This is a genomic window from Bradyrhizobium sp. GW821-FHT13H05, from assembly GCF_058804065.1.
The window spans coordinates 107,676-122,300 of the sequence record NZ_JBXAPO010000010.1; the positions used below are offsets into that span (position 1 = coordinate 107,676).

13 protein-coding genes are annotated in these 14,625 nt (G+C 64.0%); all 13 read left to right on the forward strand.

Annotated features, from left to right (window positions below):
- The 13 genes from AC1RR3_RS26780 to lpdA all read left to right on the forward strand — a co-directional run bounded on the left by AC1RR3_RS26780 (position 1) and on the right by lpdA (position 14,508).
- Positions 1 to 1,134: a zinc-binding dehydrogenase gene (locus AC1RR3_RS26780; protein ID WP_492826250.1), complete on the forward strand. Its 1,134-nt coding sequence runs from the start codon at positions 1 to 3 to the stop codon at positions 1,132 to 1,134.
- 118 nt (positions 1,135 to 1,252) lie between these two features.
- On the forward strand, positions 1,253 to 2,251 hold the full coding sequence (locus tag AC1RR3_RS26785; RefSeq protein ID WP_492826252.1) for an MBL fold metallo-hydrolase: 999 nt from the start codon (positions 1,253 to 1,255) through the stop codon (positions 2,249 to 2,251).
- 344 nt (positions 2,252 to 2,595) lie between these two features.
- Positions 2,596 to 3,147, forward strand: coding sequence for an NADPH-dependent FMN reductase (locus AC1RR3_RS26790; protein ID WP_492826254.1), 552 nt, complete (start codon positions 2,596 to 2,598; stop codon positions 3,145 to 3,147).
- Between the two features lie 212 nt (positions 3,148 to 3,359).
- Positions 3,360 to 3,677: an FtsB family cell division protein gene (locus tag AC1RR3_RS26795; RefSeq protein WP_492826256.1), complete on the forward strand. Its 318-nt coding sequence runs from the start codon at positions 3,360 to 3,362 to the stop codon at positions 3,675 to 3,677.
- 221 nt (positions 3,678 to 3,898) lie between these two features.
- Complete coding sequence (locus tag AC1RR3_RS26800) at positions 3,899 to 4,858, forward strand: GAF domain-containing protein (RefSeq protein ID WP_492826258.1); 960 nt, start codon at positions 3,899 to 3,901, stop codon at positions 4,856 to 4,858.
- Between the two features lie 172 nt (positions 4,859 to 5,030).
- Positions 5,031 to 6,548 carry an aldehyde dehydrogenase gene (gene adh / locus AC1RR3_RS26805; protein ID WP_492826260.1) on the forward strand — a complete coding sequence of 506 codons (1,518 nt, stop codon included), beginning with the start codon at positions 5,031 to 5,033 and terminating at the stop codon, positions 6,546 to 6,548.
- Positions 6,549 to 6,718: 170 nt separating this feature from the next.
- Positions 6,719 to 8,104, forward strand: a complete 1,386-nt coding sequence (locus AC1RR3_RS26810) for a glycerophosphodiester phosphodiesterase family protein (protein ID WP_492826261.1) — start codon at positions 6,719 to 6,721, stop codon at positions 8,102 to 8,104.
- 256 nt (positions 8,105 to 8,360) lie between these two features.
- Complete coding sequence (gene pdhA / locus AC1RR3_RS26815; protein ID WP_492826262.1) at positions 8,361 to 9,383, forward strand: pyruvate dehydrogenase (acetyl-transferring) E1 component subunit alpha; 1,023 nt, start codon at positions 8,361 to 8,363, stop codon at positions 9,381 to 9,383.
- Between the two features lie 29 nt (positions 9,384 to 9,412).
- On the forward strand, positions 9,413 to 10,795 hold the full coding sequence (locus AC1RR3_RS26820) for a pyruvate dehydrogenase complex E1 component subunit beta (protein ID WP_492826264.1): 1,383 nt from the start codon (positions 9,413 to 9,415) through the stop codon (positions 10,793 to 10,795).
- Positions 10,796 to 10,798: 3 nt separating this feature from the next.
- The gene (locus AC1RR3_RS26825; RefSeq protein ID WP_200467631.1) at positions 10,799 to 11,101 is read left to right on the forward strand and encodes a DUF5076 domain-containing protein; all 303 of its coding nucleotides are present in this window, start codon (positions 10,799 to 10,801) and stop codon (positions 11,099 to 11,101) included.
- A gap of 2 nt (positions 11,102 to 11,103) precedes the next feature.
- Complete coding sequence (locus tag AC1RR3_RS26830; RefSeq protein WP_492826266.1) at positions 11,104 to 11,556, forward strand: nucleoside deaminase; 453 nt, start codon at positions 11,104 to 11,106, stop codon at positions 11,554 to 11,556.
- A 62-nt stretch (positions 11,557 to 11,618) separates the two neighbouring features.
- Positions 11,619 to 12,950 carry a pyruvate dehydrogenase complex dihydrolipoamide acetyltransferase gene (locus AC1RR3_RS26835; RefSeq protein ID WP_492826268.1) on the forward strand — a complete coding sequence of 444 codons (1,332 nt, stop codon included), beginning with the start codon at positions 11,619 to 11,621 and terminating at the stop codon, positions 12,948 to 12,950.
- 136 nt (positions 12,951 to 13,086) lie between these two features.
- Positions 13,087 to 14,508, forward strand: a complete 1,422-nt coding sequence (gene lpdA, locus AC1RR3_RS26840) for a dihydrolipoyl dehydrogenase (protein ID WP_492826270.1) — start codon at positions 13,087 to 13,089, stop codon at positions 14,506 to 14,508.
- Positions 14,509 to 14,625: the final 117 nt, after the last annotated feature.

Genomic DNA, 14,625 nt, shown 5'->3' on the forward strand with positions numbered 1-14,625 from the left:
ATGAGCGACGGCAAGACCGGACTGCAACTGCGTTCGCTGATCAAGGCGAGCGGCGAGCTCGAAATCTCGCTGCTCGACGTGCCGACCCCCGAGCCCGCCGAGGACGAGGTCGTCGTCCGTATCGAGGCCGCGCCGATCAACCCGTCCGACCTCGGCCTGCTCGTCGGCGCCGCCGACATGAGCACGGCCAAGGCCTCCGGCACGAAGCAGGCGCCCGTCATCACCGCGAAGGTGCCTGACGGGGCGATGCGCGCGATGGGTGCGCGGCTCGACCAGTCCCTGCCGGTTGGCAATGAGGGTGCCGGAATCGTCATCAAGACCGGCGCGTCGGATGCTGCGAAGGCGCTGATGGGCAAGACCGTCGCGATGATCGGCGGTGCGATGTATGCGCAGTACCGGACGCTGAAGGCGCGGGACTGCCAGCCGCTGCCCGAGGGCACGACGGCGGCGGAGGGCGCGTCCTGGTTCGTCAATCCGCTCACCGCGCTCGGCATGACCGAGACCATGCGTCGCGAAGGCCACAAGGCGCTGGTGCACACTGCGGCCGCCTCCAATCTCGGGCAGATGCTGAACAAGATCTGCATCAAGGACGGCATCCCGCTCGTCAACATCGTGCGCAGCAAGGAGCAGGCGGAGATCCTGAAGAAGATCGGCGCCAAGCACGTCGTCGATTCCAGCGTGCCCAGCTTCCTCGACGATCTCACGGCCGCGCTGGTCGAGACCGGCGCCACCATTGCATTCGATGCCATCGGTGGCGGCAAGCTCGCCGGCGACATCCTCAACTGCATGGAAATCGCGATCAACAAGACCGCCAAGGAATACAGCCGCTACGGCTCCAGCGTGCACAAGCAGGTCTATGTCTACGGCGCGCTCGATATCCGTCCGATCGAACTGCCGCGCGGCTTCGGCATGGCCTGGGGCGTCGGCGGCTGGCTCCTGACCCCGTTCCTTCAGAAGATCGGTCCGGCCGACATCGGACGGCTGCGCCAGCGCGTCGTGAGCGAACTGAAGACCACCTTCGCCAGCCATTACACCAAGGTGGTGTCGCTTCCCGAGGCGCTCGATCCCGCCAACATTGCGGTCTACGCCAAACGCGCCACCGGCGAAAAATTCCTCATCAACCCAAATAAATAATCGTGACGTGCGACGGCACGTCACCGAAAGAAGGTCTTGCCTTCTGAGCGAAGCGGGAGATTATTCCGCCGCTATTTGAAAGCGGAAAACCGCAAAGCGCTCAGAAGGGGACCTCTCCATGACCGATCTCAATCGCCGTCATCTGCTCGCAGGCGCCGCCGCCATCGGTGCGGCCGCCGTAACCGGCCTCCGGCCGACCGCCGCCAATGCCGCAGTGCCGCAAGCCGGGACCCAGGCGCCAGGCTTCTATCGTTACAAGGTCGGCAACTATGAATGCACCTCGATCAATGACGGTGCGCGCACCTTCCCGATGCCCGACAAGTTCGTCGTCAACGCGCCGAAGGACGAGGCGCTGGCGGCGGCCGAGGCCGCCTACATGCCGAAGGGCATGGTCACGGTGCCGTTCAATCCGCAGCTCATCAACACCGGCTCCAAGCTGGTGCTGATCGATGCGGGCAATGGCGTCGCCAATCTCGAGCCCAGCAAGGGTGCGGTCGGCCGCACCCTGCAAAACCTCCAAGCTGCCGGCGTTGACCCCAAGAGCATCGACGTCGTGCTGCTGTCGCATCTGCATCCCGACCACACCAACGGCATTCGCCTGGCTGACGGCGCGCTCGCCTTCCCGAATGCGGAGATCATGGTGCCGGGCAAGGACTGGGAGTTCTGGGTCAGCGAGGAGAACGCCGCCAAGGCCGAGTCCAGCCCGATGATGAAGAACTACTTCGCCAACGTGAAGAAGACTTTTGCCGGCCTCGAGTCCAAGGTCACCAAGTACGAGTGGGGCAAGGAGGTCGCGCCGGGCATTACCTCGATCGCGACGCCCGGCCACACGCCGGGGCACACCTCGTTCGCCGTTGCGTCGGGCGATGCAAAGGTGCTGATCCAGTCCGACGTCACCAACATTCCGGAATTCTTCCTGCGTAATCCGGACTGGCACGTGGTGTTCGACACCGATGCCGCAATGGCGCAGGAGACGCGCCACAAATTCTACGACATGGCGGCAGCCGAGAAGGCGACCGTCATCGGCTTCCACTTCACCTTCCCCTCGGTCGGCCATGTCGAGAAGGACGGCGCCAAGTACCGCCTGATCCCGTCGGCCTGGAATCCGACGATCTGAGCGGGTCGCACGTTTGCATTGGAGATCAGGCCGCCTTCGGGCGGCCTGATTGTTTTGGGGCGGCCTGTCAAAACAAAATGTCGAAACAACCCCATGCACAGTAGAAATCGCAAGCGATTTCAATGGTTCGGTAAAATCGAAATAGAAGTTGTGCCGTCGGGCAAAACAGGGTTAGTATGGAAGGGTGGGCAGGCGCGACGACCGGGCTACGGTGACCGGGCCCAACCATCTGCTTTCGGGAAACTCAGCGTTTCCAAACCGGACCGGTTCATGCACTTGCATCCATCGCTCCGGATCGCTTAAGTGCCGCCCGGCACTTCCCCTCAAGGTTTCAAGGACACTCCATGGCCTACAATATCGTCGTGATCGCCGGCAGCCTGCGCAAGGACAGCTTTTCGCTGAAGATCGCCAATGCGCTGGCCAAGCTGGCGCCGGCCTCGCTCAAGCTCGAAATCGTCACCCCCGTGGGTATCTCGTTCTTCAACCAGGACCTCGAGGGTGCGCCGCCCGCCGACTGGCTGGCCTTCCGCGAAAAACTCCAGAAGTCTGACGGCGTCCTGTTCATCACCCCCGAGTACAATCGCGCGATCCCGGGCGTCCTGAAGAACGCCATCGACGTCGCCTCGCGCCCCTATGGCAAGAGCTCGTTCAACGGCAAGCCGGTCGGCATCATCTCGAACTCGCCGGGCCCGCTCGGTGGCGTCAGCGCCGCCAAGACGCTGCAGAACATCCTGCCGGGCATTTCAGGCCCGATCATGCAGCAGCCCGAGGCCTATCTGAACGCCGTCGGCGACGCGTTTGACGCGGAGGGCAATCTGGTCAAGGACTCGCTGAAGCCGGTGCTCCAGGCCTATATCGACGCCTTCGCCGCGCACGTGGCCAAGCATCACGGCTGATGCAAATTGCCTGCGGCCACACGAGAGGTCCTCATCTTGAGGAGGCCGCAAAGCGGTCGTCTCGAAGGATGGCCGCGGGCGACAGCCGGGCCTTCATGGTTCGAGACGGCGCTTCGCGCCTCCTCACCGTGAGGATTTGAGTCCGCGATCTGACAGCGGACTGCTGGCTCAAAGTTAGCACTCCCTTAACCAAGCTGCCCCATCTTCCCAGGATGGTCTCCCGCGCGCGCCTGAAATCGATCCTGACCGGCCTTGCCCTGTATGCGATGGCGGCCGCCATCGTCGGCTATTTCGGGGTCAACGCCTATACCGGCAAATACGGCCTCAACGCCCGCCAGGAGCTCGACCAGGAGATCATCGCGCTGACCAGCGAGCTGGCGCAGCTCAAGCGCGAGCGTGCCAAGAGCGAGCAGCGCGTCTCGCTGCTGCGGTCCGCGCGGATCGATCCCGACATGCTGGACGAACGGGCACGGTTCCAGCTCGACTATGTCAATCCGCATGATCTCGTTCGGATGATCCCTCAGAACTAGCGCATCCGCGCGTTTCGCAACCGGTATCGAAAGCCGGCGTCGCGGCCGACTGTCTCGTTCTCCGTCTCACACCGAAAGTCGCAGGACCGCAGCCGCGTTGCCGCCTTGACGGAACGACGCCAGCGGGGGCATGGCTTGTCCGGCGCGCTGCCCAGCAAGATTGACGGAGATCAATCCGGCCGCACCGGCACGTTCTAAATTGCCACCCGGAGGAAACGGTGATGAATGGGCAAGCCCCCCAGCATCACGCGGCTCGTGTCGAGGCCGCTATTGCATCAGGCCAGGCGGCTCGGTCCGCGCTCGTGGCCTCTTGGCGCCGTTCGTCTCGATTGCATCATCTCGACCCCTCCGGCCGGGGCCTGTCCCAGCGGCTGACCGACGCGGAACTCCGCGAGGCCCGCGAGCGCATCGCGCCGCTGCTGGCCGTCGCGCAAGGCGTGATGGACCGGCTCTATCAGGCCGTTGGCGCGGCCGGCTGCTGCGTGCTGCTGGCCGACGGCGAGGGGATTCCGGTCGATCGTCGGGGCACCCCCTCAGACGATACGACGTTCCAGTCCTGGGGCCTGTGGACCGGTGCGCTCTGGAGCGAGGAGCACGAGGGCACCAACGGCATCGGCACCTGCGTCGTCGAGCAGCGGCCGCTGACGATCGACCGCGACCAGCACTTCTTCACCCGCAATACGCTGCTGAGCTGCACCGCGGTTCCGATCTACGACCATGAGGCGGCCTTTGCCGGCGTGCTCGACGTCTCCTCCTGCCGCGCCGACCGCACCGATGCGTTCTCCAATCTGATTGCGCTTGCGGCGGTCGATGCGGCGAAGCGGATCGAGGCCGACCTGTTCCGCCGCGCCTTCGCCCATGCCCGCATCGTGTTGACGCAAGCTGCGGACGGCCAATGCGGCGGCCTCATCGCGGTGGATGCGGATGATCTCGTGATCGGCGCGACCCGGTCCGCCCGAGCGGGACTGGGGCTTGCGCCGGGGCGGGCGTTACGACCGATGCCTGCGGCCGATCTGCTTGGCGGCGATGTTGCGCGCGACCACCTCGCCGGCGGCCAGCGCGCCGTGTTGCAGCGGGCGCTGCTCCGCGCCGGCGGCAATGTTTCGGCGGCCGCCAAGGCCCTCGGCGTCAGCCGCGCCACGCTGCACAGGAAGCTGAAGCGGTTCGAACTGAACCACTGAGCCCTCGCGTCTTCCGCCCTTCAGTGTCGCCCACCACCTGTCTCAGAACTGCGACAGGTCCGCTCGTCCATCGCTCCTGGCAGGGCTGACAGCAAACGTCTCCCGCGACATCGTGGGCGCAAGTCGCGACCACGCGACGAATTGCGCAAACAGCAAACATCGGGAGTGAGCAATGAACAAGGTGGAATTCCTCGGCGTCACCCAGAATCCCTTCGCCCAACGCTACGACAATTTCATCGGCGGCAAGTTCGTCGCGCCAAAGTCCGGCAAGTACTTCGACAATGCCTCGCCGGTGAACGGCCAGATCGTCTGCAAGATTGCGCGCTCCGACGCGCAGGACGTCGAAGCCGCGCTCGATGCGGCGCATGCCGCCAAGGACGCCTGGGGCCGCACCAGCGTTGCGGAGCGTGCCGCGATCCTGAACCGGATCGCCGACCGCATGGAAGAGAATCTCGAGCGCCTCGCGATTGCCGAAACCTGGGACAACGGCAAGCCGATCCGCGAGACCCGCGCCGCCGACATCCCGCTCGCCATCGATCACTTCCGCTATTTCGCCGGCGTGGTCCGTGGCCAGGAAGGCTCGATCGGCGAAATCGACCACGACACCATCGCCTATCATTTCCATGAGCCACTCGGCGTCGTCGGCCAGATCATCCCCTGGAACTTCCCGCTGCTGATGGCCTGCTGGAAGCTCGCGCCCGCGCTCGCAGCCGGCAATTGCGTCGTGCTCAAGCCCGCCGAGCAGACCCCGGCCTCGATCATGGTCTGGGCCGAGATCGTCGGTGATCTGCTGCCGCCAGGTGTTCTCAACATCGTCAACGGCTTTGGCCTCGAAGCCGGCAAGCCGCTCGCCTCCAGCCCGCGCATCGCCAAGATCGCCTTCACCGGCGAGACGACGACGGGCCGGCTGATCATGCAATATGCCAGCCAGAACCTCATTCCCGTCACGCTGGAGCTCGGTGGCAAGTCGCCGAACATCTTCTTCAAGGACGTCACCGCCGAGGACGACGATTTCTTCGACAAGGCGATCGAGGGCTTCGTCATGTTCGCACTGAACCAGGGCGAGGTCTGCACCTGTCCGAGCCGGGCGCTGGTCCACGCCGACATCTACGACCGCTTCATGGAGCGGGCGCTGAAGCGCGTCGCCGCCATCAAGCAGGGCGACCCGCGTGCGGCCGACACCATGATCGGTGCGCAAGCCTCCGGCGAGCAGCTCGCAAAAATCCTCTCCTATATCGACATCGGCAAGCAGGAGGGCGCCAAGGTCCTGGCCGGCGGCGGTCGTGCCGAGCTCGGCGGCGATCTCTCCGGTGGCTTCTATGTCCAGCCAACGGTGTTCGAGGGCCACAACAAGATGCGCATCTTCCAGGAGGAGATCTTCGGTCCCGTCGTCTCGGTCACGACCTTCAAGACCGATGAGGAGGCGCTCGCGATCGCCAACGACACGCTGTATGGCCTCGGCGCCGGCGTCTGGAGCCGCGATGCCAACCGCTGCTATCGCTTCGGCCGGGCGATCAAGGCCGGCCGGGTCTGGACCAATTGCTACCACGCCTATCCCGCGCATGCGGCCTTCGGCGGTTACAAGCAGTCCGGCGTCGGTCGCGAGACCCACAAGATGATGCTCGATCACTACCAGCAGACCAAGAATCTGCTGGTCAGCTACAGCCCGAAGAAGCTCGGCTTCTTCTGATCGGACAGGCGAGGGCGGCGCAACCCTGTGCCGCCCGTTCCGAGCCCTCGTTCGCCCGACCCGCCGTCATCCGTCTGTCAGACAATTGAGACAAGACGAGCGCGCCGACCTCATTCGGTTCGGCGCTTGCGGCATCGGAGACGATGCCAGGCACAGACGGAGGCTCGGCCATGAAGATCAGTCATTCGCGGAAGGCACATGTTGGAGCGATGCTGCTCGGCGCGGCAGCCTTGGCATTCCTCCCGCTATCATTGGCCTGCGCACAGACCGGTTCGACGCCGGTCGGCGCGAAGCACTTCCTGACCGTTGATGGAAAGCCACCGCTGATCCTCGGACATCGCGGCGTGCCCGGGCTGGTGCCTGAAGAGACCGAGGCCTCATATGATCTCGCCGCGGCGCTCGGAACCGACGCGCTCGAAGAGGACCTGCATCTGACCAAGGACTGCGTCCTGGTGGTGCGTCACAACCCCTGGCTGGCCGACAACACCAATATCGCCGAGGTCGCGAAGACCAATGCGGCCGTGGCGGTGCGCAAGCGCACGGTATCAGGTGTGCGCGTCAAGGCCCCGTCTTCCCCCGGCGTGCCTGCTGACTACCTCACGGATCTCACCGACCCGGCCGATCCAAAATCGGTGCTGAAGTCACTGATCGTCGATGGCGAGGACCATACCAACGACTGGTCGATTACCGACTTCACCATGGCGGAGCTGAAGAGCTGGATCGGTGGCACCACCTATGATGCGGCCAACGAACGGCCAAAGGTCTTCAACGGCAAATTCCCGGTCATCAGTTTCCAGGACGTCATCGACATCGCCAAGGCCAGGAGCAAGGAGACGGCGCGTCCCATCCTCGTCTATCCCGAAACCAAGAATCCGACCTGGAACAATGCTCAGGCGATCGCCAATGGCTGCGGCGCGCCCGGAAGCCACCCGCTCGAGGACGCCCTGATCAAGATCATCAAGGACAACGGCCTCAACACCAAGGAGGCCCCCATCCTTGTTCAGAGCTTCGAGCCCGGCAGCCTGAAATATATGCGCAGCCATGGGCTGGAGACGCGGCAGGTCCAGCTCATCGATGGCAACGGCATCGACTTCAAGACCGGCAAGGTCCTGCTCAACAACATCACAAATTCGCGTCCGTTCGACTGGACGCTACAGGGCGATGCGCGCCTGTACGATGCGATGCTGACCCCCGAGGGCCTGGCGGAGATCAAGACCTATGCCGATGGCATCGGTCCGTGGAAGGCTTACATCGTTCCGCTCAAGATCGCGCCGTGGAAGGACAGCAATTCCGACGGCACGCCCTTCAAGGGATCGACGCCGGAGGCTTCGACGCAGGATGCAACCAGCCTTGTCGCCGATGCGCACAAGCTTGGCCTGTTCGTGCATGTCTTCACGTTCCGGAACGAAAGGAAATATCTGGCTGCCGACTATCGCGGCGATCCCAGCCTTGAATATCTCAAATTCTTCCGCCTCGGCGTGGATGGGGTGTTCACCGACTTCACGCATACCGGCATTGCTGCCCGTGCAGCGTATTTGCGCGAGCTGGGCTGGTGAGGCGGCACTGCGAATCGGGCACGCGCGGGGGCTCGGACCCGCGGATCAACGTGCCCGAATTTGCTTGCGTCGGCTGCTTGCAGCCCCTTCGTTGACGGGTGAGCTAAAGTTGCCTGATCAAGCCCAAAGGTTTTGCAAAGTTTCGGCCACGTTGCAGTGCGGCATAATGAAAGTCGTGCCATGTCGCCGCGGTGCTTTCCAAGGGCGTTTGACTTGGGTTAGAGAGGGCTGAAGTTTTCTCTGACCCGGAATTCCTATGGCCGCACCCAAGAAAGCCGCCGCAAGCACTGCACAGGACAAGATCGACGGCGGTTCGCCCCCGGAATTCACCAGGGAGCAGGAGCTCAAGGCGCTCCGCGACATGCTCCTGATCCGGCGGTTCGAGGAAAAGGCCGGCCAGCTCTATGGCATGGGCGCGATCGGCGGTTTCTGCCACCTCTATATCGGCCAGGAGGCCGTGGTGGTCGGCATGCAGATGGCCCTGAAGCAGGGCGATCAGGTCATCACCGGCTATCGCGATCACGGTCACATGCTCGCCACCGGCATGGAGGCCAACGGCGTCATGGCCGAGCTCACGGGACGCCGCGGCGGCTATTCCAAGGGCAAGGGCGGCTCCATGCACATGTTCAGCAAGGAGAAGCACTTTTACGGCGGTCACGGCATCGTCGGCGCCCAGGTCTCGCTCGGAACGGGTCTCGCCTTCGCCAACAACTATCGCGGCAACGGCAATGTCAGCGTCACCTATTTCGGCGACGGCGCGGCCAACCAGGGCCAGGTCTATGAGAGCTTCAACATGGCGGAGCTCTGGAAGCTGCCGGTGATCTACGTCATCGAGAACAACCGCTATGCCATGGGCACCGCGGTTTCGCGGGCATCGGCGCAGCAGGATTTCTCCAAGCGCGGTGCGTCCTTCAACATCCCCGGCCTGCAGGTCGACGGCATGGATGTCCGCGCGGTGAAGGCTGCGGGTGACGAGGCTGCCGCCTGGTGCCGCGCCGGCAAGGGGCCGATGATCCTGGAAATGCAGACCTACCGCTATCGCGGCCACTCGATGTCCGACCCCGCGAAGTACCGCACGCGCGAGGAGGTCGAGAAGGTCCGCCACGACCAGGACCCGATCGAGCAGGTGCGCAACCGCCTGTTGGCGGCGAAGGTCAGCGAGGCCGACCTCAAGGCGATCGACGCCGAGGTGCGCGACATCGTCAACGCCTCCGCCGACTTTGCCCAGCATGATCCCGAGCCGGATGCCGCCGAGCTCTGGACCGACATTTACCGCTGAACGCGCGCAAGCTTTCTTTTGGAGTCGATATGCCAATTCAAGTGCTGATGCCCGCGTTGTCGCCCACGATGGAGAAGGGCAACCTTTCCAAGTGGCTGAAAAAAGAGGGTGAGACGATCAAGTCCGGCGACGTGATCGCCGAGATCGAGACCGACAAGGCGACGATGGAGGTCGAGGCGACCGACGAGGGTACGCTCGGCAAGATCCTGATCCCCGAGGGCACCGCCGACGTCGCGGTGAACACGCCGATTGCGACCATTCTCGCCGATGGCGAGAGCGCCGCTGATCTTGCGAAGGCCCCTGCACCGGCCGCGAAGGCTGCGGAGTCTGCGCCGCCTGCCGCCGCAAAGGCTGAAGCACCCGCGCCCAAGGCCGCACCTGCGCCGCAAGCCGTTGCAGAGCCCGATCCGGAAGTGCCCGCCGGCACCGAGATGGTAACCCAAACCATCCGCGAAGCGCTGCGCGATGCCATGGCCGAAGAGATGCGCCGCGACGCCGACGTCTTCGTGATGGGTGAAGAGGTCGCCGAATATCAGGGCGCCTACAAGGTCACGCAAGGGCTGCTCCAGGAGTTCGGCGCCAAGCGCGTCATCGACACCCCGATCACCGAGCACGGCTTTGCCGGCGTCGGCGTCGGTGCTGCCATGACCGGGCTGAAGCCGATCGTCGAGTTCATGACCTTCAACTTCGCCATGCAGGCGATCGACCAGATCATCAACTCCGCGGCCAAGACGCTCTATATGTCCGGTGGCCAGATGGGCTGCTCGATCGTGTTCCGCGGGCCGAACGGCGCGGCTGCGCGCGTCGCCGCCCAGCACAGCCAGGACTACTCGGCCTGGTATTCGAGCGTTCCGGGCCTCAAGGTCGTCGCGCCGTTCTCGGCCGCCGATTACAAGGGCCTGCTCAAGGCGGCGATCCGCGATCCCAATCCGGTGATCTTCCTCGAGAACGAGGTTCTGTACGGGCACACCGGCGAAGTGCCCAAGCTCGACGATTTCGTGATCCCGATCGGCAAGGCGCGCATCGTGCGCACCGGCAGCCACGTCACCCTCATCTCCTGGTCGAACGGCATGACCTATGCGCTGAAGGCTGCCGACGAGCTCGCCAAGGAGGGCATCGAGGCCGAGGTGATCGATTTGCGTACGCTGCGGCCGATGGACACCGAGACCATCATCAACTCCGTCAAGAAGACCGGCCGCGCCGTCACGGTGGAAGAGGGCTGGGCCCAGAGCGGCGTCGGCGCCGAGATCGCAGCGCGCATCATGGAGAACGCCTTCGACTATCTGGACGCGCCTGTAACCCGCGTCTCGGGCAAGGACGTGCCGATGCCTTATGCGGCGAACCTGGAGAAGCTCGCGCTGCCCTCGGCGGCTGAAGTGGTCGAGGCTGCCAAAGCCGTCTGCTACAGGTAGACCATGGCGGGCCCGAAGGAGCAGCCATTGCCACCCGACGTCCTCGCCCGCGACGATGCGGTCGAGATCCTGCGCGTATTCGTGCTGGACGGCGGGCTGTCGATGGCGTTCCAGCGCGCCTTCGAGGAGCCCGACATGTGGGGCCTGCTGCTGGTCGATCTTGCCCGCCACGCCGCGCGCGCCTATTCGCGCGAAAGCGAGTATACCGAGGAGGACGCGTTGAACCGGATCCTCGAGATGTTCCAGGCCGAGATCGAGCGTCCCACCGACACCGGCACCACGACGCCGCGCGGGAAGGGGCACTGACAGTGACGATCGAATCCTATCACTTCGATTTCATGCTGGAGGCGATCCGCGAGGCGCAGGACTCGATTGCGCAAGGCGGCCTGCCGATCGGCGCCGTGCTGACGCGCGACAACAAGATCATCGCCCGCGGCCATAACAACCGCGTGCAGGAAAACAACGTGATTCTGCACGGCGAGATGAGCTGCCTGCGCGAGGCCGGCGCGATCTCGTTCCACGACACAATCATGTACACCACGCTGTCGCCATGCTCGATGTGTGCCGGCGCGCTCGCTTTGTTCAAGGTCAAGCTGGTGGTGATCGGGGAATCCGTCACCTTCGAGGGATCCAAGGACATTCTCGACAAGTTCGGAATCCCCTGGATCGACCTTGCCGACGACCGCTCCATCACCATGATGAAGAATTGGCGTTCCATCCCTGCCAATGAGCGCCTCTGGCAAGGCGACATCGGCAACTAAATCTGGTCCGTTCGTCTTCGCTTCTGGAGACGGCGTTTTGCAAAGTTTGTCTTGAGGTCAGCATGCCCATCAACATCCTGATGCCCGCGCTCTCGCCGACGATGGAGAAGGGCAACCTCGCCAAGTGGCTGAAGAAGGAAGGCGACAAGGTCAAATCCGGCGACGTCATCGCCGAGATCGAGACCGACAAGGCCACCATGGAGGTCGAAGCCATCGACGAGGGCACGATCGCCAAGATTCTGGTGCCCGAGGGAACGCAGGACGTTCCGGTCAATGACGTGATCGCGGTGCTCGCCGGCGAAGGCGAGGACGTGAAGGCGGCTGGCGCAGCGAAACCGAGCGCTTCAGCTGCGCCGCCGAAGGCTGCTGAAGCTCCTGCTGCTGCACCGGCTCCTGCGCCTGCTGCGCCCAAGGCCGCACCCGCGCCGCAGGCCGCAGCACCTGCTGCGCAGAGCAACGGCCATGGCGGCCGCGTGTTCTCATCGCCGCTGGCACGCCGTCTCGCCAAGGATGCCGGCATCGATGTGTCGATGGTCACGGGCACCGGCCCGCATGGCCGTGTGGTGGCGCGCGACGTCGAGCAAGCCAAGTCCGGCAAGGGCCTCAAGGCACCCGCCGCGGCGCCGTCCTCTGCGCCCTCGATCGCGCCGACCATGTCGGACAAGCAGATCCTGTCGCTGTTCGAGCCGGGCTCCTACGACGTCGTCCCGCATGACGGCATGCGCCGTACCATCGCGCAGCGCCTGACCGCCTCGATCCAGAACGTCCCGCACTTTTATCTCACCATCGACTGCGACATCGGCAAGCTGCTCGCCGCGCGCGAGGAGATCAATGCGGCTGCTCCCAAGGACAAGGAGAAGAAGCCGCTCTACAAGATCTCGGTCAACGACTTCGTCATCAAGGCGATGGCGGTCGCGCTGCAGAAGATCCCGAACTGCAATGTCAGCTGGACCGAAAGCGGCATGGTCAAGCACCACCATTCCGACGTCGGCGTCGCCGTGGCGATGCCCGGCGGCCTGATCACGCCGATCATCCGCAAGGCCGAGACCAAGACGCTCTCGACCATCTCCAACGAGATGAAGGATTTTGCCGCCCGCGCCCGCTCGCGCAAGCTGAAGCCGGAAGAGTACCAGGGCGGCACCACCGCCGTCTCCAACCTCGGCATGTTCGGCATCAGCCACTTCACCGCCGTGATCAACCCGCCGCATGCGACCATCCTGGCGGTCGGCACCAGCGAGGAACGCCCCGTGGTGCGCGGCGGCAAGATCGAGATCGCGAACATGATGAGCGTAACGCTCTCCTGCGATCACCGCGCCATCGACGGCGCGCTCGGCGCCGAGCTGATCGGCGCGTTCAAGCAGCTGATCGAAAACCCCGTCATGATGATGGTGTGAGAATTCGCGTCGTCATTGCGAGCGAAGCGAAGCAATCCAGGACGTCACCGGCAGACTGGATTGCTTCGTCGCAAGAGCTCCTCGCAATGACGGTCTCGAACATTGAGGCCGGTTGGAACGAGAACGAGCGCACAGCATGGCCGATACATCCTTCGACATCATCATCATCGGCTCCGGTCCCGGCGGTTATGTCACCGCGATCCGTGCCGCCCAGCTCGGCTTCAAGGTCGCGATCGTCGAGAAGTCGTATCTCGGCGGTATCTGCCTGAACTGGGGCTGCATCCCGACCAAGGCGCTGCTGCGATCGGCCGAGATCTACCATTACATGCAGCACGCCAAGGATTACGGCCTGTCGGCCGATAACGTCTCGTTCGATCCGAAGGCCGTGGTGCAGCGCTCGCGCGGCGTCTCCAAGCGGCTGAACGACGGCGTCGGCTTCCTGATGAAGAAGAACAAGGTCAGCGTGATCTGGGGCAACGCCACGATCGACGCGCCCGGCAAGGTCACCGTCAAGAAATCCGACGTCGAGGGTCCCAAGGGAACGCTCGGCGAGGGGGCTTACCAGGCAAAACACATCATCGTCGCGACTGGCGCGCGGCCGCGCGTGCTGCCCGGGCTTGAGCCCGACAAGAAGCTGATCTGGACCTACTTCGAAGCGATGGTCCCTGAGAAGATGCCGAAGTCGCTGCTGGTGGTCGGCTCCGGCGCGATCGGCATCGAGTTCGCATCGTTCTTCCACACCATGGGCTCCGAGGTGACCGTGGTCGAGGTGCTGCCGCAGATCCTGCCCGTCGAGGACGCCGAGATCGCCGGCCTTGCGCGCAAGCGCCTGGAGAAGCAGGGCATCAAGATCATGTCCTCGACCAAGGTGACCAAGCTGGAGAAGAAGGCCGACAGCGTCGTCGCCACCATCGACGACGGCAAGGGCAAGCCTGTCACCACCGAGTTCGAACGCGTGATCTCGGCGGTCGGCGTGGTCGGCAACATCGAGAATCTCGGCCTCGAAAAGCTGGGGGTGAAGACCGACCGCGGCTGCATCGTGATCGACGGCTACGGGAAGACCAACATCCCCGGCATCTACGCCATCGGCGACGTCGCCGGTCCTCCGATGCTCGCCCACAAGGCCGAGCATGAGGGCGTGGTCTGCGTCGAGGCCATCAAGGGCCTGCATCCGCATCCCATGGACAAGCTCCTGATCCCCGGCTGCACCTATTGCAACCCGCAGGTTGCCTCGGTCGGTCTGACCGAAGCCAAGGCCAAGGAGAACGGCCGCGAGATCCGCGTCGGCCGCTTCCCCTTTGTCGGCAATGGCAAGGCCATTGCGCTCGGTGAGGACCAGGGTCTGGTGAAGGTGATCTTCGACAAGAAGACCGGTCAGCTGCTGGGCGCCCACATGGTCGGCGCCGAGGTGACCGAGCTGATCCAGGGCTACGTCGTCGCGATGAATTTGGAGACGACGGAAGAAGAGCTGATGCACACGATATTCCCGCATCCGACCCTGTCGGAGATGATGAAGGAAGCCGTGCTGGATGCGTATGGGCGGGTGCTGAATATTTGACGATTGGACGGCGGCGCCGTCCACCGCCGTCATTGCGAGCGAAGCGAAGTAATCCAGACTGCCTCTGCGGAAGGATTCTGGATTGCTTCGCTGCGCTCGCAATGACGAGCAGAGAGA

What these genes read in the sequence shown, in the direction of transcription:
- AC1RR3_RS26825 (WP_200467631.1), top strand. Translation starts at nt 10,799, where the DNA reads ATGGCGGGCCCGAAGGAGCAGCCATTGCCACCCGACGTCCTCGCCCGC.
- AC1RR3_RS26835 (WP_492826268.1), top strand. Translation starts at nt 11,619, where the DNA reads ATGCCCATCAACATCCTGATGCCCGCGCTCTCGCCGACGATGGAGAAG.
- AC1RR3_RS26780 (WP_492826250.1), top strand. Translation starts at nt 1, where the DNA reads ATGAGCGACGGCAAGACCGGACTGCAACTGCGTTCGCTGATCAAGGCG.
- pdhA (WP_492826262.1), top strand. Translation starts at nt 8,361, where the DNA reads ATGGCCGCACCCAAGAAAGCCGCCGCAAGCACTGCACAGGACAAGATC.
- AC1RR3_RS26800 (WP_492826258.1), top strand. Translation starts at nt 3,899, where the DNA reads ATGAATGGGCAAGCCCCCCAGCATCACGCGGCTCGTGTCGAGGCCGCT.
- lpdA (WP_492826270.1), top strand. Translation starts at nt 13,087, where the DNA reads ATGGCCGATACATCCTTCGACATCATCATCATCGGCTCCGGTCCCGGC.
- AC1RR3_RS26790 (WP_492826254.1), top strand. Translation starts at nt 2,596, where the DNA reads ATGGCCTACAATATCGTCGTGATCGCCGGCAGCCTGCGCAAGGACAGC.
- AC1RR3_RS26785 (WP_492826252.1), top strand. Translation starts at nt 1,253, where the DNA reads ATGACCGATCTCAATCGCCGTCATCTGCTCGCAGGCGCCGCCGCCATC.
- AC1RR3_RS26810 (WP_492826261.1), top strand. Translation starts at nt 6,719, where the DNA reads ATGAAGATCAGTCATTCGCGGAAGGCACATGTTGGAGCGATGCTGCTC.
- adh (WP_492826260.1), top strand. Translation starts at nt 5,031, where the DNA reads ATGAACAAGGTGGAATTCCTCGGCGTCACCCAGAATCCCTTCGCCCAA.
- AC1RR3_RS26820 (WP_492826264.1), top strand. Translation starts at nt 9,413, where the DNA reads ATGCCAATTCAAGTGCTGATGCCCGCGTTGTCGCCCACGATGGAGAAG.
- AC1RR3_RS26795 (WP_492826256.1), top strand. Translation starts at nt 3,360, where the DNA reads ATGGTCTCCCGCGCGCGCCTGAAATCGATCCTGACCGGCCTTGCCCTG.